General features: G+C 60.5%; 31 protein-coding genes. 26 read left to right on the top strand and 5 right to left on the bottom strand.

Translation table 11 applies throughout. From position 1 onward, the window contains the following. Positions 1-27: 27 nt before the first annotated feature. From QP999_RS09570 to QP999_RS09560, 3 genes are read left to right on the top strand one after another with little or no spacing between them, the layout of a single operon-like run. On the top strand, positions 28-1,215 hold the full coding sequence (locus tag QP999_RS09570; RefSeq protein WP_284848197.1) for an alkylhydroperoxidase domain protein: 1,188 nt from the start codon (positions 28-30) through the stop codon (positions 1,213-1,215). 18 nt (positions 1,216-1,233) lie between these two features. Next, a complete protein-coding gene (locus tag QP999_RS09565) occupies positions 1,234-1,908 on the top strand; it encodes an SDR family oxidoreductase (protein ID WP_143334395.1) in 675 nt (224 codons plus the stop codon). 56 nt (positions 1,909-1,964) lie between these two features. Beyond that, entirely contained in the window at positions 1,965-2,711 is a 747-nt protein-coding gene (locus QP999_RS09560; protein WP_284848196.1) for a GntR family transcriptional regulator, read from the top strand. A gap of 254 nt (positions 2,712-2,965) precedes the next feature. Here QP999_RS09560 and QP999_RS09555 read toward each other — a convergent pair whose 3' ends face one another. Together QP999_RS09555 and pepN are read right to left on the bottom strand one after the other, a co-directional pair. After that, entirely contained in the window at positions 2,966-4,063 is a 1,098-nt protein-coding gene (locus QP999_RS09555; protein ID WP_284848195.1) for an HNH endonuclease signature motif containing protein, read from the bottom strand. 181 nt (positions 4,064-4,244) lie between these two features. After that, positions 4,245-6,785, bottom strand: coding sequence for an aminopeptidase N (gene pepN / locus QP999_RS09550; protein WP_284848194.1), 2,541 nt, complete (start codon positions 6,783-6,785; stop codon positions 4,245-4,247). A 99-nt stretch (positions 6,786-6,884) separates the two neighbouring features. On the opposite strand from pepN, the gene QP999_RS09545 reads away from it, so the two are divergent. Continuing rightward, positions 6,885-7,499 (top strand): mycothiol-dependent nitroreductase Rv2466c family protein, encoded by a 615-nt coding sequence (locus QP999_RS09545; RefSeq protein ID WP_284848193.1) that lies wholly within the window; start codon positions 6,885-6,887, stop codon positions 7,497-7,499. Here QP999_RS09545 and QP999_RS09540 read toward each other — a convergent pair. Beyond that, a complete protein-coding gene (locus tag QP999_RS09540) occupies positions 7,496-7,867 on the bottom strand; it encodes a hypothetical protein (protein WP_070565211.1) in 372 nt (123 codons plus the stop codon). The genes QP999_RS09545 and QP999_RS09540 overlap by 4 nt on opposite strands. A gap of 110 nt (positions 7,868-7,977) precedes the next feature. On the opposite strand from QP999_RS09540, the gene QP999_RS09535 reads away from it, so the two are divergent. Then, positions 7,978-8,451: a ribose-5-phosphate isomerase gene (locus tag QP999_RS09535; RefSeq protein ID WP_010191143.1), complete on the top strand. Its 474-nt coding sequence runs from the start codon at positions 7,978-7,980 to the stop codon at positions 8,449-8,451. Here QP999_RS09535 and QP999_RS09530 read toward each other — a convergent pair. Further along, on the bottom strand, positions 8,448-9,275 hold the full coding sequence (locus QP999_RS09530) for an aldo/keto reductase (protein WP_070597435.1): 828 nt from the start codon (positions 9,273-9,275) through the stop codon (positions 8,448-8,450). The two genes, QP999_RS09535 and QP999_RS09530, sit on opposite strands and share 4 nt — an antisense overlap. A gap of 299 nt (positions 9,276-9,574) precedes the next feature. Between QP999_RS09530 and QP999_RS13425 the strand changes: the two genes are divergently transcribed. After that, entirely contained in the window at positions 9,575-10,855 is a 1,281-nt protein-coding gene (locus QP999_RS13425; RefSeq protein WP_502870659.1) for a tyrosine-type recombinase/integrase, read from the top strand. Here QP999_RS13425 and QP999_RS09515 read toward each other — a convergent pair. Then, complete coding sequence (locus tag QP999_RS09515; RefSeq protein ID WP_010191032.1) at positions 10,784-11,161, bottom strand: helix-turn-helix domain-containing protein; 378 nt, start codon at positions 11,159-11,161, stop codon at positions 10,784-10,786. The genes QP999_RS13425 and QP999_RS09515 overlap by 72 nt on opposite strands. A 137-nt stretch (positions 11,162-11,298) precedes the next feature. On the opposite strand from QP999_RS09515, the gene QP999_RS09510 reads away from it, so the two are divergent. The 20 genes from QP999_RS09510 to QP999_RS09415 all read left to right on the top strand — a co-directional run bounded on the left by QP999_RS09510 (position 11,299) and on the right by QP999_RS09415 (position 19,917). After that, positions 11,299-11,493 carry a helix-turn-helix domain-containing protein gene (locus QP999_RS09510; protein ID WP_010191031.1) on the top strand — a complete coding sequence of 65 codons (195 nt, stop codon included), beginning with the start codon at positions 11,299-11,301 and terminating at the stop codon, positions 11,491-11,493. Between the two features lie 73 nt (positions 11,494-11,566). After that, positions 11,567-12,154, top strand: a complete 588-nt coding sequence (locus QP999_RS09505; protein ID WP_284848192.1) for a hypothetical protein — start codon at positions 11,567-11,569, stop codon at positions 12,152-12,154. A gap of 3 nt (positions 12,155-12,157) precedes the next feature. Next, complete coding sequence (locus QP999_RS09500; RefSeq protein ID WP_284848191.1) at positions 12,158-12,724, top strand: NUMOD4 motif-containing HNH endonuclease; 567 nt, start codon at positions 12,158-12,160, stop codon at positions 12,722-12,724. 2 nt (positions 12,725-12,726) lie between these two features. Then, positions 12,727-13,800 (top strand): hypothetical protein, encoded by a 1,074-nt coding sequence (locus tag QP999_RS09495; RefSeq protein ID WP_284848190.1) that lies wholly within the window; start codon positions 12,727-12,729, stop codon positions 13,798-13,800. A 192-nt stretch (positions 13,801-13,992) separates the two neighbouring features. Continuing rightward, the gene (locus QP999_RS09490; RefSeq protein WP_284848189.1) at positions 13,993-14,358 is read left to right on the top strand and encodes an HNH endonuclease; all 366 of its coding nucleotides are present in this window, start codon (positions 13,993-13,995) and stop codon (positions 14,356-14,358) included. A gap of 16 nt (positions 14,359-14,374) precedes the next feature. Then, positions 14,375-15,304, top strand: coding sequence for an LvrA C-terminal domain-related protein (locus tag QP999_RS09485; RefSeq protein WP_502870658.1), 930 nt, complete (start codon positions 14,375-14,377; stop codon positions 15,302-15,304). Beyond that, complete coding sequence (locus QP999_RS09480) at positions 15,301-15,753, top strand: hypothetical protein (RefSeq protein ID WP_284848187.1); 453 nt, start codon at positions 15,301-15,303, stop codon at positions 15,751-15,753. The genes QP999_RS09485 and QP999_RS09480 overlap by 4 nt, the downstream gene beginning before the upstream one ends. A gap of 88 nt (positions 15,754-15,841) precedes the next feature. Continuing rightward, positions 15,842-16,141, top strand: coding sequence for a hypothetical protein (locus QP999_RS09475; RefSeq protein ID WP_284848186.1), 300 nt, complete (start codon positions 15,842-15,844; stop codon positions 16,139-16,141). 104 nt (positions 16,142-16,245) lie between these two features. Then, positions 16,246-16,467: a hypothetical protein gene (locus tag QP999_RS09470; RefSeq protein WP_070564417.1), complete on the top strand. Its 222-nt coding sequence runs from the start codon at positions 16,246-16,248 to the stop codon at positions 16,465-16,467. Continuing rightward, a complete protein-coding gene (locus tag QP999_RS09465; protein WP_284848185.1) occupies positions 16,464-16,784 on the top strand; it encodes a hypothetical protein in 321 nt (106 codons plus the stop codon). The genes QP999_RS09470 and QP999_RS09465 overlap by 4 nt, the downstream gene beginning before the upstream one ends. A 4-nt stretch (positions 16,785-16,788) precedes the next feature. After that, positions 16,789-17,067 (top strand): hypothetical protein, encoded by a 279-nt coding sequence (locus QP999_RS09460; RefSeq protein ID WP_284848184.1) that lies wholly within the window; start codon positions 16,789-16,791, stop codon positions 17,065-17,067. Continuing rightward, a complete protein-coding gene (locus QP999_RS09455; protein ID WP_284848183.1) occupies positions 17,064-17,423 on the top strand; it encodes a hypothetical protein in 360 nt (119 codons plus the stop codon). The genes QP999_RS09460 and QP999_RS09455 overlap by 4 nt, the downstream gene beginning before the upstream one ends. Further along, positions 17,416-17,775: a hypothetical protein gene (locus QP999_RS09450; RefSeq protein WP_284848182.1), complete on the top strand. Its 360-nt coding sequence runs from the start codon at positions 17,416-17,418 to the stop codon at positions 17,773-17,775. The genes QP999_RS09455 and QP999_RS09450 overlap by 8 nt, the downstream gene beginning before the upstream one ends. Beyond that, on the top strand, positions 17,768-17,941 hold the full coding sequence (locus QP999_RS09445) for a hypothetical protein (protein ID WP_284848181.1): 174 nt from the start codon (positions 17,768-17,770) through the stop codon (positions 17,939-17,941). Before QP999_RS09450 ends, QP999_RS09445 begins: the two co-directional genes overlap by 8 nt. Then, the gene (locus tag QP999_RS09440) at positions 17,938-18,306 is read left to right on the top strand and encodes a hypothetical protein (protein ID WP_284848180.1); all 369 of its coding nucleotides are present in this window, start codon (positions 17,938-17,940) and stop codon (positions 18,304-18,306) included. The genes QP999_RS09445 and QP999_RS09440 overlap by 4 nt, the downstream gene beginning before the upstream one ends. Next, complete coding sequence (locus tag QP999_RS09435; RefSeq protein ID WP_284848179.1) at positions 18,299-18,664, top strand: hypothetical protein; 366 nt, start codon at positions 18,299-18,301, stop codon at positions 18,662-18,664. Before QP999_RS09440 ends, QP999_RS09435 begins: the two co-directional genes overlap by 8 nt. Then, positions 18,661-19,020, top strand: coding sequence for a hypothetical protein (locus tag QP999_RS09430; RefSeq protein WP_284848178.1), 360 nt, complete (start codon positions 18,661-18,663; stop codon positions 19,018-19,020). The genes QP999_RS09435 and QP999_RS09430 overlap by 4 nt, the downstream gene beginning before the upstream one ends. Further along, positions 19,017-19,262 carry a hypothetical protein gene (locus QP999_RS09425; RefSeq protein WP_284848177.1) on the top strand — a complete coding sequence of 82 codons (246 nt, stop codon included), beginning with the start codon at positions 19,017-19,019 and terminating at the stop codon, positions 19,260-19,262. Before QP999_RS09430 ends, QP999_RS09425 begins: the two co-directional genes overlap by 4 nt. Next, positions 19,259-19,474 carry a hypothetical protein gene (locus QP999_RS09420; protein ID WP_284848176.1) on the top strand — a complete coding sequence of 72 codons (216 nt, stop codon included), beginning with the start codon at positions 19,259-19,261 and terminating at the stop codon, positions 19,472-19,474. Before QP999_RS09425 ends, QP999_RS09420 begins: the two co-directional genes overlap by 4 nt. Then, positions 19,471-19,917 carry a hypothetical protein gene (locus QP999_RS09415; protein ID WP_284848175.1) on the top strand — a complete coding sequence of 149 codons (447 nt, stop codon included), beginning with the start codon at positions 19,471-19,473 and terminating at the stop codon, positions 19,915-19,917. The genes QP999_RS09420 and QP999_RS09415 overlap by 4 nt, the downstream gene beginning before the upstream one ends. Positions 19,918-20,026 lie beyond the last annotated feature (109 nt).

Raw genomic sequence — 20,026 nt, 5'->3', positions numbered from 1 at the left:
CCTGGGCGAAAACGAAAGGATTAATTCATGGCAGACATCATTAACCTGTTGGCGGGTGTTGAGGGGGACGTCGCCAAGCTGCGCGAGCGCCGGCCCGAAGCCAAGGAGAACGCACAGGCCTCCTTCGCCGCGCTCCTCGAACCTTCAGAGCCCGGTACGTTCAGCTATGCGGAGCGCTACGCCATCGCGACCTTTGTTGCTGGCATCTACCAGGCGACGTCTGCCGTCGCCTTTTACTCTGATCTGTTGGCGGAGGAATCAGAGGAGCTCGCCGCGGAGATAGCCCGCGCGGTCGAGCGCGGTATCACCATCGGCCCGTACTCCGGCGGCGGCTTCACGCTCTTCGACGGCTCTCCGCGGCTCGCCGCCGCCCTCGACTTCGCGCACCTTCTGGTCTTCCACCCCAAGGACGCCTCCCCGGCAGCGATCGGTCACCTGCAGGCGGCCGGCTGGTCCGACGATGACATCGTGACGCTGGCGCAGCTGGTCAGCTTCCTGTCTTTTCAACTGCGCGTGGCGCACGGCCTCTCCGTGCTTGCCGGTACTGCCCAGCCCGCGCCCGTGACTGAGGCGCCGTGTCCCACCCAGACCCCGGATTGGGTGCCGGGGGAGGGGACGCTGGTGCCGGACGTCGCCAAGCCGCAGGGCTTTGTAGCGCACTCGCTGGGCTGGAAGCCGTGGGTGCCGCCGCAGCCGAAGGAGGAGTTCACAGACGCGCAGCGCGATGCGCTCATTAAGCCCGAGCGCATCGATATGGAGTACTTCCGCCTTCTCGCCCGTGACCCGGCAGCGCTCAAGGCGCGCACGCTCACGGACCTGGACATCTTCTACAACACCGACGGCGGACTCGGCCGCGCCGAGCGAGAGTTGGCCGCCACGGTGGTCTCGCGCCTGAATGGCTGCGAGTACTGCGCGTCGGTGCACCAGCAGCGCGCAAAGGAAGAGGGCGGTGACGCCGCGGCGATTGACCGCCTGCTCGAGGAAGGCGTTTCCGCTGACCTGGGCTCGGCGCAGTGGTCCGCCATTCGCGATGCCGCCCTGGCCCTGACCGAGTCACCCTTTGCCTTCGACGCCTCCCACGTTGAACGCCTCGAGTCCGTGGGATTCGATACCCTAGCCATCATCGATGTCATCAACTCCACCGCGTTCTTCAACTGGGCTAACCGCCTGATGCTGACGCTGGGGGAGCCGGATGTGCCGAAGCGTTTCCGCTAACGAGAAGGAGGAACAACCATGGTGAAAACTGCCGTTGTAACTGGTGCGACGGGTGGAATGGGCGCGGAGATCATCAAGGACCTTGCCCGGGACCACCGCGTGTATGCCTTGGGGCGGCGCGCCGGGGAGCTGCCGGAGGCGGAGAACATCGTGCCGGTGGCAATCGATTTGCTGTCGCTTCTCGACGGCTCACCGCTTCCCGCCGAACTGGCTTCGCTGGAGCGCGTCGATGTGCTTGTACACGCGGCGGCTCGGGCGGATAAGCGCTCGGTGGAAAGCGCTCGGCCGGAGGATTGGCGCGCGCAGATGGACCTCAACGTTCACGTGCCAGCCGAGCTGACCCGCCTGCTTCTGCCCGCGCTGCGCGCGGAGGAGGGGCTTGCGGTGTTCATTAACTCCGGTGCCGGCATTCACTCCTATGGTGACAACGTCATTTACGCCGCCACGAAGCATGCTTTGTACGCGCTTGCCGACGGCCTCCGCCTCGGCGAACTCGGCATCCGCGTGTCCACCGTCGCGCCGGGCCCGACGGATACCCCGATGCTGCAGGGCCTGCAGGATTACAACCCAGAGCATGTCATCGCTCCTGTGGAGGTGGCGAAGGCCATCCGCGCCACCGTTGATGCTGGCCCGACGACGCAGCTTACGGAGATTCGCGTACGCCCGCGCATTGAGTTGAATCAGCGCAAGTAGGAGCCGCATTTTCTCTCAAGATGCGAAAAACGCAGCGCACGGTACAGTGATGAGGCGTGTCCACCTCTCAACGTCGCCGCCCCGCCTATTTGGTGATCGCGGATTCGCTGCGGAGCAAGATTGAATCCGGCGAACTGAAGCCGGGTGACCGCTTTCCCACGGAGCGGGAATTAGTCCAGGAATACAAGGTGGCGCGCATGACGGTGCGTCACGCGCTGGACATCGTCCAGATCGAAGGTCTCATTGACCGCAAGCGCGGGCGCACCGGTGGCACCTTCGTGCGTGCCACCCCGCCGACGCTGAGCCTGACGAGCGGACGCAGCGCGCTTGACCAGCTGCGTGAGCATGGCCTCGATGTTGAGGTGCGGGTGTTGTCGCTGACGCTGATTGAGGTGCCTGGGCATCTCGCTTCCTCCTTCGGGATTGAGGAAGGCGATTCCGTGTGGGAATGCCGCGCGGTGCAGTTGACCGAGGGCTCGCCCATCATGGCCTCCACCCTTTTTATCCCGCAGGCCTTGGCCTCGGACCTCACGGAAGAGGACGTTCAAAAGCCGCTGACCGAGCTGTTGACGGAGCTTGACCTAGTGCCCGTGTTTAAGCGGGACTCCCTCGTGGCCGCCACCGCGCGCACGGAGGAACAGAAAGCCCTTGGAGTGGGTCGGAACCAACCGGTCTTGCGCATTACGCGAACCGTCAAGGCAGAGGGCGGCGTCGTGGCTGCCCAGTTGGAAGAGACCCTGCGCCCCGATGCGGTCACGGTGGAAGTTGTCATCGGCGAGGACCCCATGCCGACCCTCGACTAGAAATCTCAGCCAGGACAGCGCCATGAGTTCGGCCTCGCTGGGAATGCGAGTTCGCTCTCCAGGAAACCCGCCAACCATCATTGGGTTGGCGGGTTTCGTTCTTTAAGGGCTTAACCCTCAGCGGGAAGCGCGTGAATCGTGCTCAAGGATCGCCGATATGCCCGCGTGCCTTGATGTGGTCCGCGGGTGGCAGTGTTGTCACTGGTGGTTAGCTGTTTCCTTTCTGCCGTTGCTGCGTGTGGTGGCTGTGGGTGTTAACTACTGTCGGGTGGTTCCTCTGGTGGCTGTCCTGCTTGTTCGGCGTTGAGTCTGGCTAGTGCTTCTTGGTATTCGGGCATTGCGGTGATTGGTGTGCCCCAGGGTGGGATGAAGGCCACCCCGGTGTTGAGCCGGTACATGTAGCCGCGCCCGGTAGGCCTTTGTGGGTCATCGTCGTTAATCCCGTTGTGGTAGGCGCACAGGAAGGTCAGGTTCTTGATGTTGGTGTAGCCTCCCGCCTGCCAGGGGATGAGGTGATGGACTTGGCAGTAGTCTGCCGGCTTGTTACAGCCTGGTCTTGAACAGGTGTGGAATTCAGCATGCAGGGTAAGCCGCTGTTTGAAGTTTGCTCCACGCTCTAGTCGCCAGGTGTCGATGGGTCCTTCAATGGGGTGCACGATGGTGGCATAGCCTATTTCGGCAAACTTGTGGGTGAGGAATTCTGCCCCGGTCATGCGCCCACCGTTAGTCAGGTTGAGCTCTATTTCGTCGCAGTCGCCGTTGATGATTTGGTCGAGCTCGTTGAGGGTGACGATGACTTGGGTGCGCACCGCGGGTTTGGAACCGCCTGTTTCTTTGTTGAAGAAGATGTCGTTGGCGGCTTGAAGCAGGTCGGTGTTGGTTGATTCGAGGACGCCGCGCATGTTGGCAATCGTGGTGGCATCGTCGGTTATGGAGAGTGTGTTGGGGCCTTGTTCCCGGTAGGTGATACGTACGCCTGGTTTGGCTATGCGTTTGGAGCGTAGTTCTTTCAGTCGTGTGGCGGCGACGGTGGGGATGCGGTGTGCGGGTGTTCCTGCGAGTTTGACTCGCAGGTTCCAGGCGTCGAGGGTTTTCTTGACTTTTGCGGTGTAGGACTCGATGAGTGTGAGGGTGCCGAGGCTGTGGCGTTGGGTGAGGGCTGCTTGGCGGGCTTTGCGTTGTTTGCCGCTAAATCGGGTGGGCCCGAAATAAACCTGGTTAAGGCGTGCTAGTTCGGCAGCATCGGAAGCAGAAGCGCCGAGCGCGCGAAGCTCATCGGGTGAGCCAGGAATGTTTTCCACCAGCGCAATCCCCGAGTTGCGTAGGCGGATGTAGGTTTCGATATCCCCCATGGGCACAGAGACTAAAACAGCACCGTGGGCCCCGCAACCGGAGCGAAGAAACACCCAGCTCAGGTGGTGTGGGAAAGGCCAACCCGAAAATGGAGGAATGAGCACCATGGGTGGGGAAGGTGGCTGTGGGCGTGGAGTTGGGATGAGAAAAGCCCCTCAACAGGAGGGGCTAGACGCGGTGTTAACCGCGGTCGACGGCGCGGTTGCGCAGGGCGCGGGCGAGGCGGTCACGCTGCTCGGTCACCGTGCGGCGCAGGCCACCGGCTAGGTCGCGAGAGAGGAATTCGTCGGCGCGGTCGAGGGTTTCCTGGCTGACATCCCAGCGCGGGAACAACCCGGTCACCGTGGTCAGAGCAATCTCGTTGGACTGCGCGGACCAAATCTTTTCCGCCACGTCGAAGAACTCAGCACTTGGCAGGAGCTCGTCGGCGCCTACGAACGTCAGGCCCGCGAGCTTCGACTCCAAGTCGCGGTTGCCCAGTTCACCCGCGACAATCTCGTCCCACACCGCGCGCTTGTTGTCCTCGGTATTAACCGCGGCCAACGCCTTAAGCGAGGCCTGGTAGCCTGTCGCGGTGTTATCGCGCTTGAGTTCCTCAGCCACCGCCGTCATGGCGGCGCCGGCGGCCTCGGGGCCGGTGACGTCGGCAAGCGAGCCATCGGCGATGAGCGCGGTGAGCGCCTTCCAACGCAGGCCCGCATCCGAGGAGGTCTTGAGGAGCTCCTGGAAGAAGGTGCGGGAGGCGTCGTGAAGCTTGATGCCGGCCAGCGCCTGGGTGAAGACGATGGAGCGCGCGGTGTCATCGGAGCGGGCGCCTTCAAGGAGGGCGTCGGCAAGCTGCGTATCCTCCTTTGCCCACTCCGGGTCGGCGTAGGTGGACTGGGCCGTTGTAGCCTGGGAGAGGATGCGCTCCAGCACGGCGAGCTCGGTCTCCGCCGCCGCACCGCGGGCGACAAGCGCCACGAAATCGCGGGCGCGCATCGAGCCCGCGCGGGTCATCTCCCACGCGGTGGACCAGCACAAAGTGCGGGCCATCGGGTCTTCGAACTTGTCGACATTCTCTACCAGGAACTCAAGGGAACCCGCGTCCAGCTCGATGAGGCAGTAGGTCAGGTCATCGTCGTTAGGCAGCACGAAGTCGATTTCCGTCTGCTTCCGGCCGATAAGTTCCGGAATCTCGGTGGAGGCGCCATCGATATCCATCTCGATGCGCTCGGTGCGCACTACCTTCTCACCTTGCAGGGCGTAGACGCCGACGGCGACGCGGTGCGTACGCAAAGTATCGCCGCGCTGGGTGAGGAAGGCCTGGGTGATGGTGCCGGACTCGTCCGTCTCCAGCGCCACACCCAGCGTGTTGACTCCTGAAGTCTTCAACCACTGCTGCGCCCAGAAGGATAGGTCGCGCCCTGAGGCCTCCTCCAAGTGGCGCAGCAGATCCCCGAAGGTGGCGTTCGACCACTGGTGCTCCTGGAAGTGGCGGCGTACCCCGGCGAAGAAGTTCTCGCGGCCCACGTAGGCCTGCAGCTGCTTCAGCACCGACGCCCCCTTGGCGTAGGTGATGCCGTCGAAGTTCTGCTCCACGGTCTCAATATCAGAAGCATCCGTGGAAATCGGGTGCGTCGTGGGCAGCTGATCCTGCTGGTAGGCCCAGGCCTTCTCCACGTTGGCAAAGGTCACCCACGCGGTGTCGTACTGGGTCTCCTCCGCCTGGGAAATCGCCGCCGACCAGGTGGCGAAGGACTCGTTGAGCCACAGGTCATCCCACCACTGCATGGTCACCAAGTCACCGAACCACATGTGTGCCAGCTCGTGCAGGACGGTGTCCGCTCGGCGCTCATACTTGTAGTGCGAGGCTTGCGACGTAAAGACGTACTCATCGCGAATGGTCACGCATCCGGCGTTCTCCATTGCACCGGCGTTGAACTCCGGCACGAAAATCTGGTCGTACTTGCCAAAGGGGTAGGCAAAGCCGAAGTTGCGGTGGTAGAAATCGAAGCCCTGCTTGGTCTCCGTGAACAGGCGCTCGGCGTCGAGCGATTCCAGCAGGGAGGGGCGGCAGTAAATCCCCAGCGGGACCTCAACGGACTTAGCCGGTGAGCCCTCTGGGTGCTCCGCCAAGGTGCCTGTCCACGTATCCGTCACGCCCACATACGGGCCCGCGCACAAGGCAACCAGGTAGGTCGACAGCGGGTAATCCACCGCCGCGCGCACGGTATTGCCCGAACGCGTGATGGGGGAGTTCGTAATCACGGTCCAGTGCTCCGGAACCTCAAAAGCCAGCGAGTACGTCGCCTTCAGATCCGGCTGGTCAAAGCAGGCGAAGACGCGCTTGGCGTCGGCAGTCTCGAACTGTGTGTAGAGGTAGGCCTCGCCGTCGACCGGGTCGACGAAGCGGTGCAGGCCCTCGCCCGTGCGTGAATAGCGGATTTTCGCCACGACCTTCAGCTCATACTCCGCCACCTGCAGACCCGACAGCGGGATACCGTACGTCGGGTCATAAGCACTGGTGGGCAGGGGAGCGCCGTTGAGGCGGACCTCGAGAAGCTCGTCACCGCGCAAGTCAATAAATGTGGAGCCAGCTTCCTTCACCCGGAATGTCACCACGGTCGTGGAAGTAAAGAACTCCTCCCCGGTGAGGTCGAGGGCGACGTCGTAGTGGCTTACCTCCAGCATGCCGGAGCGCTGCTGGGCTTCCTCGCGGGTGAGGTTAATCGAGGTCATGTAGGTTACTCCTCTTCGTCGGTGATTAAGTCTCTGCACCAGCGTAGTCACACGCCTAGGGTGGGGTGCCACAGACTACACAAGCAAAGGAGATTTGCTATGGCTCAACAAGTCACGTTCTGGTTCGACTGCTCCTGCCCCTTCGCGTGGTTGACCTCGCGCTGGATTAAGGAAGTGGAGAAGGTCCGCGATATCGAGGTGACCTTCCAGCCGATGTCCCTGTCCGTGCTCAACAAGGGCCGCGATTTGGACCCGGAGTACATGAAGATGATGGAGGCCAACTGGGGTCCTGCCCGCGTAGCAGCCAAGATTGCCGTGGAGGCCCCGGACAAGGTCGACGCCTTCTACACCGCCATGGGCACCCGCATCCACACGGAGGGGCAGGGCGGCAAGAAGGGTTACGGAGCCTACGACGACATCATCAAGCAGGCGCTTGGCGACGCCTCCCTCCCCGCCACCTTCGCCTCCGTGGCCAACACCGAAGAGATGGATGACAAGCTCACCGAGTTCCACAACCGCGGCATTTCTGAGGTCGGCGATGAGGTCGGCACCCCGGTGGTGAAGTTCGGCGATACCGCCTTCTTCGGCCCTGTCATTACCCGCGTTCCCACCGGCGAGGAAGCTGGCGAGCTTTTCGATGCCTCCGTGCGCCTCGCCCAGTTCCCGTACTTCTTCGAGCTCAAGCGCTCCCGCACCGAAGAACCCCAGGTTTAACGCGTGCGGTTGCGCATTGCCGCCACGATGACGCAGACCAGGACGATAGGGGTGAGCACGAAAGCGGGAAGTCCCGCGATGTTAATGATGGGCAGATAGCTCTGCGCCTGGTATTCCTCCCACTCGGCGGCTAGCCACGTGGCCCACGAAGCGCCCGCAAGTATCGCTAGGACGCCGGCGGTGATTCCGCCGGCGGTGCGTGGCTTATGCAGGAGCCACCACAGACCCACGCCGAGGTGGGCCAGCGTCATCACTGCTGCCAAGAGAAGTGGCAGGATGAAGACGTTGTCGGTGAAGAAACCGGCGGCGAATAAACCTGCGCCGACAAGGATTGCGCCGACGTAAAGAAAGCAGACGCGTGTGGTCATGGGCATAGCGGGGTCCTTCCTAGGGGAGTAGACGTGCCCCACCATATCAATTTTGAGTTATTGCTAAAACGGGTCGGCGGGCGTGCCCGCTGACCGCTAAGATGTGGGCCATGCGCGTTTATTTAGGAGCAGACCACGCAGGGTTCGAGACGAAGAACGTCATCGCCGAACACCTGAAGAAACAGGGCCACGACGTCATTGACTGCGGTGCCCATGAGTACGACGCCGAGGATGATTACCCGGCTTTTTGCATTGAGGCCGCGCTGCGGACCGTCAACGATCCGGGCTCGCTCGGCATCGTGCTGGGTGGTTCCGGCAACGGCGAGCAGATCGCCGCTAACAAGGTGAAGGGCGCGCGCTGCGCCCTGGCGTGGTCGCCGGAGACCGCACGCCTGGCCCGCGAGCACAACAATGCCCAGCTCATCGGCATCGGTGGCCGCATGCACTCTGAGGAGGAGGCACTCGCCATCGTGGACGCTTTCCTTGATCAGGAATGGTCCCGTGCTGAGCGCCACCAGCGCCGCATCGACATTCTTGCCGAGTACGAGCGCACCAACATTCCGCCGGAGCTTCCGGAGGCTTAGTTCATGTCCTTGGGGTGAGTGCCGCCGCGGCCCTCTTCCCCAAGGTCGAGAACGGTGATGGCGGCCATCTCGGAATCATCAAGCTCAAAGCCGAATACATCGAAGTTCTGCGCGATGCGCTCCGGGTTTTCGGACTTCGGGAACACGATGACGCCATTTTGTAGGTGCCAGCGGATGATCACCTGAGCGGGGGAGACGCCGTATTTCTCGGCGGGCTCGGTGATTTCCGGCTGCTCGAAGAGATCCGTCTTGCCCTGGCCTAGTGGGCCCCAGGCTTCGATATGCACCTGGTGGGCGCGGAAGGCATCGAGCTCGCGCCAGCGCTGCAGGTAGGGGTGCAGCTCTACCTGGTTGACCACGGGGGTTTCATCAGTCTGGGTTTCCAGCTGGTCCAAGTGCTCAAGTTCGAAGTTGGAGACACCGATGGACTTTGCCTTGCCGGCCTTCTTCAGCTCGATGAGCTGCTTCCATGCCTCGACGTAGTGGCCGTTGTCCGGACAGGGCCAGTGGATGAGGTAGAGGTCAACGTAGTCGAGCCCCAGTTTCTCCAAAGATTCATCGAGGGCTGCGGCTGCGTCAGTTTGGCGGTCATTCCACAGCTTCGTGGTGATGAACAGCTCCTCGCGCGGGATGCCAGACTTGGCGATCGCGCGGCCCACGCCTTCCTCGTTGCCGTAGATGGCAGCGGTATCGATGTGGCGGTAGCCCACCTTGAGGGCCTCGAGGACCAGCTCTTCGGTCTTGTCGGGGTCAACCTTGAAGACGCCGAAGCCGAGCTGCGGGATGGAGTTTCCATCGTGCAATTTGATATTAGGTACAGTCATGCGGCCCACTCTACGCAGAGCTTGTTCATCCGTGCAGAAAACGATTAAAACCGCACCAACGACCTAAATTAGGTGGTTAGCGCGGCTTTTCCTTGGAGGGAATGACGGGAATCGAACCCGCGTCTTCAGCTTGGAAGTCTGAGTGTCGGGTTTTTCCTGTACCAGTACAGGGCGTGTTTCTGGTTTAGCTCCAGCTACGTCGATCTACCGCACTCGTACTAGCGTGTACTAGCCTGTATCGGAGAGTAGCTACAAAATTAGCTACCAAACCTAGCTACCAACCGACTCAGGATGTTCGAATGCGACCAGTACGAGACCTCACCATGGGCTCCATATACCAGACCAAGGACGGGCGGTATCGAGCCGCTATCACCGTTGGCTATGACGGCAAAGGACGACAGGTGCGCCGCACCGTCTCCGCCAAGACGAAACCGGAATGCGTCAGGCGTAGGAACGAGCTATTCATCAAGCTCAAAAAAGGACGCTCCACGCCCGAAGAAATCACCGTCGAAACCCACGTCGCCCGGTGGCTCGAAACTACAGCAGCCGAAACCTTCTCCCCGAACAACTTGCGTAATCACAGGTCCTACGCGAGCAAGTACATCATCCCAACGCTCGGCCAATACAAGCTGAGTGACGTTGGGGCTGACGAGGTGCGCGAGCTCGATAAGGCGGTGCGAGATGCTCATGTATCTAGCCGGACGGTGCAGATGGTGAGGTCGTCACTGTCTGTCTGTATGGAGGACGCGGTGAAGCGCGGACTCATCGAGCGGAACCCGTGTGCTCAGGTGCCGCGCCCAAGGGCGGTATCGAAGAAGCGGACGTCGCTCACGGCGGATGAAGCGCGGCATCTTATAGTCCACTCAGCTCAGGTGGGGGACCCGTTCGCAACCCTGTGGGCGGCGTTTCTATTCCTTGGTCCCCGTAAAGGCGAGCTGCTAGGGCTGCGACGCTCCAAAGTGGGCTTTTCGCCAGCCGGGTGCACGGCGGAGCTAGATAGGGCACTGGTCGAGGTGTCCTGGGCACATGGCGAGGGGTGCCGTTGTAACGAGGATGTGAGGCCGAGCAAGTGCCCCGAGCGTGGCTTTGCGCTACCCCCTGGGTACGACTACGAGCCCCTGTGGGGGAACCTGATTTTAGCCCCTCCGAAAACCTCATCCTCAGTACGTCTAGTGCACGTACCCGCCCCGCTGGATGCGATGCTCTGGCAGCACGTTCAGGTGACGCCGTCGAACCGGTGGGGGCTCATGTGGGTGTCCGAGCGCGGGTATCCGCTACGCCCGAAAGTTGCGCTTGCCAGGTGGAAGGCCGCCTTAAAGTCGGCGGGACTTCCTATAGTGGACCTCCATACCGCTAGACATACGGCGGCATCTCTACTGGCCGAGTGCGGGGTACCGCCTCAGGTGATTGGGGTCATCCTTGGTCAGTCCACTGTGGATACAACGTTGGGATATGTGCATGTGGGGCGGGCGCAGGCGCAGGCCGCGCTAGCCCAGTACGCGGAGAGGCTAGCCCTGCCGACTTCCTACGGTCAGCCCTCTCAGGTAGGCGACGGCTTCTCGCTGCAGTGGAATGGGTAGGGCCTTGAGTAGCTGCGCCGCTTCGTCTTGTAGGTCTTCCGGGTTCTCCCGTTCCGGGGCGAGACCCGCCGCCTCGAGTACCTGGTTCACGGGGAGGTTGACGGCCTGGGCGGCTTTCGCCAGCGCTTCCGGGGTGGGGGTGATGGGTATCTTCTTGCCGTCTCGGATGTTGATTCCGGTCTCGAGTCGGCGCCACCAGGATTCTGATAGGCGGGATCGTCGGGCGGCTTCGGCCTTGGATAGGCCCTCGCGTTCGCGGGCGTGTTGGAGTAGTTGGCCAGCAGGCCACTGCTGGGGTGTGGTCATGGCTATGAGGTTATCAGCGGTGGCGATCCTAATCTTGCACGGTACGGTCTAGTACATTATAATACTGGGTATGGGTTCAAAAAGGGCCCACCTAGTACCGGACGGTACAGCCCTGCAAGGCAGAAAGGAATCACCATATGGCCTACAAAAACGATGGGCTATACAACCAGAAGGAGGCCTGCCAATACCTGGGAGGCATCTCACGGAACACGCTTTATCTACTTCGGCGAGATGGCCTACTCGCGGAGACCAAACTAGGCTGGCGAGTCTTTTTCAAGAAGGCCGACCTAGACCGCTGCATTGAGATGCAGGAACTACTCAACGCGGCCTAAAACGTAAAAAGACCCCTCGGAGCTGCAACTCCATAAGTGAGGGGCCGCATCGGCAGAAAGGAATCTAAACACGATGCACACACATGATAACACCACGACACCGGCGCTCGAAACCGCAGAGCGCGACCCATACGAGAAGGTCCTACTCCAGGCCGTAGTGCTAAGGAAGCTCAACGGCATCCATAAAGAGTTTAAGGACAGTATCACCCGTGACATGGAGCCCGGTGATAAGCGCACTGTGAAGAACGCCCAGGGCCTTGAGCTGGGCAGCGTGTCGAAGTCGGCGCCCGGAATGAAAGCGGTCTGTACCGACAGTGCTGTGCTTCTCGCTATGGCTGAGGAGCAGGGCCGTGAAATTGTTGACGGCCTGCCCGCTCCATCCGATCCCCGCCATGAGGAAATTATTCGCCTCCTCATGGAGCTCGGGCGCACAGACCTACTTGAGTCCGCTGTCGTGAAGGAGGATGCGGACGAAATCGCCGCGAAAGTTCTCGAAGACTGGCAAATCAGCGGACAACTTCCTACCGGTTGGGAAATCAAGGAAGCCTCATCGCCACGGGTCGCTATCAATTCCAAGCGTTCTAACGCGGCGCGTGCAGCAATTGATCATCTTGTAAAAGAGGCGGGCACTGTCCTCGCACTCGAAGCAGGAGAGAAGTAAATCATGGGTGAGGAAATCTGGAAACCAGTAATCGGATTTGAGGGACTTTATGAAGTCTCTAGCCACGGAAAAATAAAGAGTCTGCGGCGCAAAGTACCGCATAAGTCCAGCGGAACCATCACAGTACGCGAGCGCATTCTGAAGCCTGGCGTGCGTAAGAGTGGGCACCTTTATGTGAATCTGCTAAAAGACTCGCATCCCCGAACTAAGCGCGTTCACGTAATCGTTGCCGAGGCATTTATAGGACCACGTTCTGCAGGCATGGAGGTATGCCACAACGACGGCAACCCAGCGAATAACCGCGTAGAGAACCTACGCTATGACACCCACGCTGAAAACATCCGCGACATTATTCGTCATGGCACGCACTTCCAGAGCAAGAAAACAACGTGCAAAAGAGGGCATCTGCTTACCGCGCCAAACCTGGTTCCGTCAATAGCCAAGAAAGGCTACAGGGACTGCCTGGCGTGCTCTCGTACTCGCGCTTATCTGATTAATCATCCGGGACTTGCAGATACAGCGCAAGAACTTTCAGATAGCTACTTCAACACAATCATGGAAAGGAAATAATCATGGAGTTCACAACCCGCCGACCATCTTGCAAGGCTTCATTCCCGTTGGTGCTTCTCGCCGGTGTCGAGGGCGCCGGTAAGACGTGGGCAGCTGTCGAGTCCACATCAATGAGCGCAGTTGACAAGGCATTTTTTATTGAAGTTGGAGAGTCTCAGGCGGATGCTTATGGCGCAGTCCCTGGTGCTGATTTTCTGATAGTTGAGCACGACGGAACCGTCGGGCAGATTCGTGGGGCCATTCAATGGGCCTCGCAGCAGGCCCCGGCCGAGGGCAAGCACAACCTTCTCATCATCGACTCGATGACCGAAATCTGGCAGCTCCTTCAGGACAACGGCCAGGAGGAGGCGAACCGCCGTGCCCGCAGCAAGGGCCGCAAGGTCCCCGAGGAGGGCGTGCGGCTCAGCATGGACCTGTGGAATCAGATTAAGTCCACATGGAACGGCATCTTGCAGCAGTGCCGCCAGTTCCCCGGCCCGGTACTAATGACCTCCCGGCTCGAACTTGTGACGGCGATGGATGAGAAGGGAAACCCGACGCGGGATAAATTCTGGAAAGTGCAGGCGGAGAAGAATCTGCCGTTCCACTGCCAGGTCGTGGTTCAGGCGAGGGCTCCGCGCCAGTGGACGATGACGAAGATCGCCACCACCGTCCCCGAGCTTCAGCTCCAACCCGGCACCGAGATGACGTTCAATGACTTCTCGGTTGCGAAGCTGCTGGACGGCATGGGAATTGGTGCGGATGCCGCCCCGTCTACGTTCGTTGAGACCCGCCCCGATGGGGAGTTCAGTGAGGAGAAGCAGGCCGCGAAGGCTGCCGAGGAGCGGGCGGAGGAGCGGAAGGCATACGTCTCTAAGCAGACTCAGGGGCTACTCCAGGCGGAGTCCTCCGGGGACGTGGATACCCTTCGTCGGGCGCTGCGCTACTACGAATCAAGGTCAGATCGTGAGCTCGTTGGCATGGCCCGCGACACACTAGACCGCCTAGAGAAAGCTCAGCGCATGGCGAAAGCTCAGGAGACCGTTGGGAACGTACTGAATGGTGAGGTGGTCGAGCCGACCGCCGACGCCGCCTAGCTACATTCCTCACGACCCTAGGCCGGTGGGATTGCAGACCCCTGGCGGGTGCCTGCGCCACCGGCCTAGCTATCTTTTCGTGCCCTGCGGCCCGGGCCATACAAGGGCCGCCCTAAAATAATCCATGTACCCCGCCTGTATACGGCTGCAACCGTGAGCGGTGTGGGGGAGTAGCAGAAAGGAATCTTTGGGATGAAGCGATCCCCAATGAAGCGCCGCCCCCGCCGTGGTGGGGCAATGCCGACTGAGGTGTACGAGGCGGTGATGATGCGCAGCCGGGGCAGGTGCGAGGCCCGACTCCCTGGCGTATGCACCGGCAGGGCGGAGGAGTGGCATCACCGCCAGCGCCGCCAACGCCACAACGACACCGTGAGTAATGGGGCCGCTTTGTGCCACGCCTGCCACCACCACATCACCCATGTGTCGCCTCAGGTGGGGCGTGAGCGTGGTCTGATTGTGCACTCGCATCACCCCAACCCCGGCGAGGTGGCGATGCGGATAGGCCGCGAGTGGGTGCTCCTTACTGAGGGCGGCGGCTACAAGAAAGTGGGCTTATAAGGTGAGCTTGCAAGCAATGAAGTGGGCTATGTCTAAAGCGCCGATTAAGCGGGATGCGGCCCAGTGCCGCAACCGGCTGGTGCTCATAGCTCTGGCGGACCGATATAACGATGATACGGGCGTGTGTTGGCCGTCGATTAAGACCCTCTCAGAGGAGATTGGTGTGTCTGTGCCGACGGTGCATAAGGCTATCCGTTCCCTTGAGGAGGCTGGTCTTATTGCCCGTGGTAACCCGCACTGGGTGTCTCACTTGAGGCCGGATAGGAGGCCGACTGTGTGGACTTTGAACCTTGATTTGGTGAAGCCCGAGGAGGGCGTCCGTGAGACCGATAACGGTGTAGCCGAGGTGCTTGAACGGCATGAAGGCGTGTTTACCCCGCATGATGAACGGGGTAAAGACGTATTAACTCAACGGGGTAAAGACGTGTTTAACGCACGGGGTAAAGACGTGTTAACCGACGGGGTAAAGACGTGTTTACACAAACCCAAAGAGAACCCAAACCCTGAACCCAAACCTGAACTCAAAGAACTTGATCATCCTGCGGATGATCGCTTCGACGAGTTCTGGGACACGGTTCCAAGAAAGGTCGGCAAGGGGGCGGCACGCAAGGCGTGGAAGAAAGCGGTGAAGAAGGCTGACCCTCAGGTCATCATTGAGGGGATGCGCCGGTACCGGGATGACCCGAACCGCGAGGATGAGTTCACCGCGCATCCCTCATCATGGCTGAATGCTGAGAGGTGGGATGATGATCCGCTCCCGGCGAGGGGCGGGAGTCAGCGGGCACCGAGCTTTTTGGACTTCGCCCCGTCCAGCTCTACACCCCGTAATCCGTCCTTTGACGCCCCGTATAGCGGCGAACTGCCCGGCTCTACCCATTCCCCCCTGCCGCCCGGCCTTGAGCCGCCTACGGGGCCGCAGGCACTATTTGAGGAGTACCTAGAATGAGCACACCACAGCAGCGCGAGTTAGCTGCCTACGTCCTCGAGTATGGGAAGCGCCTGGCCCCGGATCGGTTTCCGCAGCCGTCGGCTGAGGTGGTGGACGCGTGGGGCGATGTACTCGCTACGGTGTCTCTACCGCCGCAGGTGTGGCCGGATGCGGTGAGGCTGTGGGCGCTGGAGCTTGCCGGGCCACGTATGGTGACGCCGCGTGACCTTAAGCAGGCGGCGTTCGCGGTGCGTGACCGGTGGGAGTCCGATCCGGTGCGGAAGCGTCAGCTGGATGCTCACCGTGAGCGGTTGCGCGAGGAGCGTGACGCGCAGTTGGCGGCGGGGACTTTCGGTGAGCTTCGGGGCTATAAGCCGTTGGAGGTTGGTCACGCTGGGGAGGTTGATACGGCGGGTATTGTGGAGCGTATAAAGCGCGGGTTACGAGGTGGAACGGGCAGTTCATAGCGCTCAATTTTACTTTGTGTAAACTGTGATCTATACTTAGATACGAAAGCAAGAAAGCCCCTGCAAGGGCAAGCAGAAAGGAATCACAATGAGCGTCACAACGAGCTCCGTATATAGCCATAACGGGCTTGCCTACGAAATGCGAGTCACTGAGACCGGAAAGCGCCCGCAAGATAAAGACGTCGAGATCGAGTACCTCGGGGATGATAAAGCCGCACAGTTCAGCCTATCCGCCTACTGGAACGGCGTTAAGGAAGTTTGGGATGTGAAGGTGGAGTTTCGTCCGCGTATCGCCCATGACTCTCTGAACCTCCGTTCATATGTTGAGGATGTTCAGCTCGGAGTGGAGATGGTTACTGAGTTCCGGGAAATCCTGAACGCTGGGTAAGGCCCGGGGCGTGAGCGTGATGGGGATGACGTTCACGCCACCGACCACCTCCCCTAATTGGAAATAATGCCGCCTGCAAGCGGCCCGCAGAAAGGAATCAGCGCATGTCATCGCGCACCCTAGATTTAATCTTCATTGACCTTGCTTTATTCATCACCATCGTGTGGGCCCCGGTAGTGGCCGGGGTTCAAGCCGGGCGGAGTTTCCACTGGTCTATCGGCACCGCCGTGGCCGTCCTTCTTTCGACTATCGCCGTCGCACTCTGGTACCGCTTTGCCACCTCCCCGGCGTCTCTGCCGGGGCAGGACTGGGGGTGTGAAGAATGAGCCTCCCATACCCGCGCTACGGCGAGCCCCACGACGACTACACCGAAGTTGAAGCCGTCGCCGTCCTCTCCCACCCCGACGGCACCACTACCCGCCACGGCCTCATCATGAACGCCCCCGTCTACGACGAGCGCCCTGACCTCCTTGAGGCGTGGGACAACGAGGACTACGAGCCGGTCAACTTCAAAGAGTTCGCCCAAGCAATGCGCACCGCCGAGGAGCTTGTAGACCTCGATATTTGGGACGGCACCACACCCGAGTTTGACCGAATCTACCGCCCCTCGGCCCTCACCCTGGCTATGCGGAAGGCAGGCTAGGGCAATGCCCGGGATCAGCCTCGGCCCGCGTGACGAGTTCCTGGTCATCGGCGCGGTGCGCTACGCCAGGGGCCGCGCCACCTACACCGTCAAGGAAACCGTGGACTGGGTGATAGCTCACTGGGATGACCTCAGCGACAACACTCGCCGTGTCATCGCCCGCGACGTGCGGGAAGAATGCGCCCACAGGCGCGACACCTACCCCCAGCGCACAACCCTCACCCAAATCGACGACCCCGACTGGAACCGACTACTCAACCACATCAAGGAGAGCAAAAGATGACCAACCCAACCCGAGAAGACATCATCAGGGCGCATGACGCACTAGATGCCGTCTGCGACCTCGTAACCGAGCTACGCGGCTTCTCCGCTAACGTGTACAGGAACCTCATCCTCGCCGCCCTTCCTCCGCGACCACAACCCACCATGGCGGAAATTGAGTGGGACGACGATGAGCACTACCTCGCGGAAGCAGAACATAAGTCCTGCGGGAAGGTGATAATGCTGGGGCCGGACGAGGAAGGACTAATCGAATTTTTCATTCCTGAAGCGTGTGCATCTAGGTATGACGCGGCGTATCCCGGAAGCCTCACCCTTACCGGTCGCCGCTACGAACTCGCGGAGGTACAAGATGACTAACCCAACTCGTGACCAAATCCTGCGGGCGTACACGGCACTTACCGGCATGTGCGAGCTTGTAGAAAGACGCGCCGGATACCGCCCAGACGAATACGAGCGAGCAATCCTCGAAGCCCTCCCACCTAAGCCGTTCCCCACCATGGCGGATATTGAATGGCTTGACAGCGTGCATTACCTCGCAGAAGCGGATACGCCTGAACTGGGAAAAGTCGTGATGCTTCGGAAAATGGACAGCGGCTTCATCGAATTCATCAAGAAGCCCTATACGCCATTAATGAAGGCGGTGGCACGGCCCGAGTATTTCACCCCGACTGGTCGCCGCTACACCCTCACAGAGGTGCACGATGACTGAGCCGCGCTACGTAGAGGTAGGGGACACCATCGGGGCATGGCGTGATTACGAGGTGACCATCCGATTTGAGGAGCACCCCGACCGGATGAAAACCCTAACCATGAGCCGCGCTGAGGCCACCGCACTCCGCGACAAACTCAACCGATACCTAGGAGACCACAAATGAACGACTTGAGTACCCCCAACCTGAAACGCCTACTCGCTGAAGCCGCACCCGGCCCGTGGGAGGCGCGGGGATACTACATGGACGGCGAACCTCGCCCCGACACGTCATGCCAGATATTCAGCGCTGACGAAAAGTATTTAGGCATAGTCCACAGACCACACGCTGCCCTCGCAGCCGCCGCGCCTGAGATAGCCCAAGAAACGCTCCGGCTACGAGAAGAGCTTATCGACTGGGCTAACGACGAAGCGCAAGCACACAACGCCCTAGTGAAGCAAGCACCGGAAGCAGGCGGAGCAGGAATCATCACCACCCACAAGACCATCTACAACCGAATCTTGGAAATCCTAGGAGACCACGATGGATAAAGACAAGCTTCACCGCTCCCTAGCGCACATCGCCGCTGGAGCCGACAAAATGGCCCAAGCCGCGAACATCATCGCCCACGGCATGAAAAACGGCGACAGCCCCGCACGCATCGCAAAGCACCTAGCCGACTACGGGCTTATCGCACCAGACCTGCCGGAGCCTGACTGGGGCACACCTCGCGGAGCAACGTGGTACCTGCCCTACCACATCGGCGATATTCGCCGCATGAGAGAGCACATCGTCGCCTTCGGGCATGACTACAACGAGCAATCATTCCGCCTAGTGCTCACCGAAGAAGAGACGGAAGTCATTGCCCACACACTACTCGCAGCAGCCAACCACAGGGAGGAAGAATGAGCAACATCGACAAGGCCGGGCAGGTCATTTACGACGAGGTCTACCAAACGTGGCAGCGCGGGGAAATCCTCACAGCGGCGGGCGAAGCAGAGCGCCTCGCCAACGCCCTCGCCGAGGCGGGACTCCTCGCACCAGACCTGCCGGAGGCGAACGACCCAAGCATTTTCGTACCAGACGGCAAAGGATGGCTACCCTGCGGCCTCACCGGCCCAAGCGTATGGACAGCACCCGGCGGCAGAATCATGGTGCAGCGCGTCGAACCCGGCGACCTCACCCCAGCGGAAGCCCGCTTCTTCGCCCTCGCCGTACTCGCAGCAGCCCAATACTCAGCCGCTAACCACAAGGAGGAAGAATGACCCCGGAAGAAGCCAACAGGGAACTACTGCGCGAGCTTAGACCCCAGTACGCGAAGGTAGACATGGCGCTGCACTACGCGGGGATTGAAGCTCTCCATGTTCTCGCCCGCATGGACTACCAAGAGGCGGACTATCAACCGCCGCGCTTTTACACCCTGGACGAAACCACTGAGAAAGGCCCAGACCTAGGTGACCACGTGGCCCGCGCCAAGCGCCTAGTCGGCCCATGGGAGGAAGCATGAGACTTCACAAAATAAACATCACACCGCGCAGCATCGCCCTCGACGGTATCCCACTCCTACACAGTGACGAAGACATAACTATCAAGGTGCTTAGACACGGTATTCACCGTGTTCACCTCACCATCTACGCCGACAGTATTCAACTTGACGGCGACAATCACCACACACCAGAAGACACACCCATCTACGACCAAATCAAGGAACAAGCATGAGAACACTGGCAGACATGACCCCACAGGAACGCTCTCATTGCCGAGGAATGTGGTGTGACTTCCCCGACCCCGACGAGCGCACCAACCTCGCAATCTACGTAGGCGACAGCCCCATAAACCGGGGATTCTGTGAGCTAATCCATGAAGGTCAGCTGGGGACTCTCACCATTCCCGAGAACCTCACCCCACGCCCCGACCTGCCCCGCGCCTGGGCACCAGACGGCCAGCCGGTTCCCGGAGAGTGGGAGGACGGTCATGTGGTTGTTTCCTACGATGATCTAGACCCCGGGATTCTCAAGAACGCGGTAAGCATCGAGGGACTGTCAGAGGGTGGCATGAGCTACTACGATGCTCCGCCTAACGGTATTGAGGTGAAGCTAGATAAGTTTGGTGAGGGTGAGGGCAAAGCCCGCCGCTGGGTAGGGGACTGGGAGCCAGCATGAAAGTGATCATTATCGCTGGGGCGTGCGCGGCCACATTTAGCGCCACCACCCTAGGAGCTATTCAAATCGCCAGGCGGGCAAAGTGGCGGCAGAAGCCTGACCTCATCCC

The sequence above is a fragment of the Corynebacterium sp. MSK004 genome, from assembly GCF_030232515.1.
Taxonomy (GTDB): Bacteria; Actinomycetota; Actinomycetes; order Mycobacteriales; family Mycobacteriaceae; genus Corynebacterium; species Corynebacterium hesseae.
This window is presented reverse-complemented; position numbering and strand designations above follow the sequence as displayed.

Bases quoted from the DNA above. Each gene is read 5' to 3' on its own strand.
- QP999_RS09420 (WP_284848176.1), top strand. From the start codon at position 19,259: ATGAGACTTCACAAAATAAACATCACACCGCGCAGCATCGCCCTCGAC.
- QP999_RS09435 (WP_284848179.1), top strand. From the start codon at position 18,299: ATGGATAAAGACAAGCTTCACCGCTCCCTAGCGCACATCGCCGCTGGA.
- QP999_RS09545 (WP_284848193.1), top strand. From the start codon at position 6,885: ATGGCTCAACAAGTCACGTTCTGGTTCGACTGCTCCTGCCCCTTCGCG.
- QP999_RS09465 (WP_284848185.1), top strand. From the start codon at position 16,464: ATGAGCCTCCCATACCCGCGCTACGGCGAGCCCCACGACGACTACACC.
- QP999_RS09495 (WP_284848190.1), top strand. From the start codon at position 12,727: ATGGAGTTCACAACCCGCCGACCATCTTGCAAGGCTTCATTCCCGTTG.
- QP999_RS09480 (WP_284848187.1), top strand. From the start codon at position 15,301: ATGAGCACACCACAGCAGCGCGAGTTAGCTGCCTACGTCCTCGAGTAT.
- QP999_RS09490 (WP_284848189.1), top strand. From the start codon at position 13,993: ATGAAGCGATCCCCAATGAAGCGCCGCCCCCGCCGTGGTGGGGCAATG.
- QP999_RS09530 (WP_070597435.1), bottom strand. From the start codon at position 9,275: ATGACTGTACCTAATATCAAATTGCACGATGGAAACTCCATCCCGCAG.
- QP999_RS13425 (WP_502870659.1), top strand. From the start codon at position 9,575: ATGCGACCAGTACGAGACCTCACCATGGGCTCCATATACCAGACCAAG.
- QP999_RS09440 (WP_284848180.1), top strand. From the start codon at position 17,938: ATGAACGACTTGAGTACCCCCAACCTGAAACGCCTACTCGCTGAAGCC.
- QP999_RS09460 (WP_284848184.1), top strand. From the start codon at position 16,789: ATGCCCGGGATCAGCCTCGGCCCGCGTGACGAGTTCCTGGTCATCGGC.
- pepN (WP_284848194.1), bottom strand. From the start codon at position 6,785: ATGACCTCGATTAACCTCACCCGCGAGGAAGCCCAGCAGCGCTCCGGC.
- QP999_RS09555 (WP_284848195.1), bottom strand. From the start codon at position 4,063: ATGGGGGATATCGAAACCTACATCCGCCTACGCAACTCGGGGATTGCG.
- QP999_RS09500 (WP_284848191.1), top strand. From the start codon at position 12,158: ATGGGTGAGGAAATCTGGAAACCAGTAATCGGATTTGAGGGACTTTAT.
- QP999_RS09445 (WP_284848181.1), top strand. From the start codon at position 17,768: ATGACTGAGCCGCGCTACGTAGAGGTAGGGGACACCATCGGGGCATGG.
- QP999_RS09455 (WP_284848183.1), top strand. From the start codon at position 17,064: ATGACCAACCCAACCCGAGAAGACATCATCAGGGCGCATGACGCACTA.
- QP999_RS09505 (WP_284848192.1), top strand. From the start codon at position 11,567: ATGCACACACATGATAACACCACGACACCGGCGCTCGAAACCGCAGAG.
- QP999_RS09565 (WP_143334395.1), top strand. From the start codon at position 1,234: ATGGTGAAAACTGCCGTTGTAACTGGTGCGACGGGTGGAATGGGCGCG.
- QP999_RS09515 (WP_010191032.1), bottom strand. From the start codon at position 11,161: ATGACCACACCCCAGCAGTGGCCTGCTGGCCAACTACTCCAACACGCC.
- QP999_RS09510 (WP_010191031.1), top strand. From the start codon at position 11,299: ATGGCCTACAAAAACGATGGGCTATACAACCAGAAGGAGGCCTGCCAA.
- QP999_RS09470 (WP_070564417.1), top strand. From the start codon at position 16,246: ATGTCATCGCGCACCCTAGATTTAATCTTCATTGACCTTGCTTTATTC.
- QP999_RS09485 (WP_502870658.1), top strand. From the start codon at position 14,375: ATGAAGTGGGCTATGTCTAAAGCGCCGATTAAGCGGGATGCGGCCCAG.
- QP999_RS09450 (WP_284848182.1), top strand. From the start codon at position 17,416: ATGACTAACCCAACTCGTGACCAAATCCTGCGGGCGTACACGGCACTT.
- QP999_RS09540 (WP_070565211.1), bottom strand. From the start codon at position 7,867: ATGACCACACGCGTCTGCTTTCTTTACGTCGGCGCAATCCTTGTCGGC.
- QP999_RS09570 (WP_284848197.1), top strand. From the start codon at position 28: ATGGCAGACATCATTAACCTGTTGGCGGGTGTTGAGGGGGACGTCGCC.
- QP999_RS09415 (WP_284848175.1), top strand. From the start codon at position 19,471: ATGAGAACACTGGCAGACATGACCCCACAGGAACGCTCTCATTGCCGA.
- QP999_RS09430 (WP_284848178.1), top strand. From the start codon at position 18,661: ATGAGCAACATCGACAAGGCCGGGCAGGTCATTTACGACGAGGTCTAC.
- QP999_RS09535 (WP_010191143.1), top strand. From the start codon at position 7,978: ATGCGCGTTTATTTAGGAGCAGACCACGCAGGGTTCGAGACGAAGAAC.
- QP999_RS09475 (WP_284848186.1), top strand. From the start codon at position 15,842: ATGAGCGTCACAACGAGCTCCGTATATAGCCATAACGGGCTTGCCTAC.
- QP999_RS09425 (WP_284848177.1), top strand. From the start codon at position 19,017: ATGACCCCGGAAGAAGCCAACAGGGAACTACTGCGCGAGCTTAGACCC.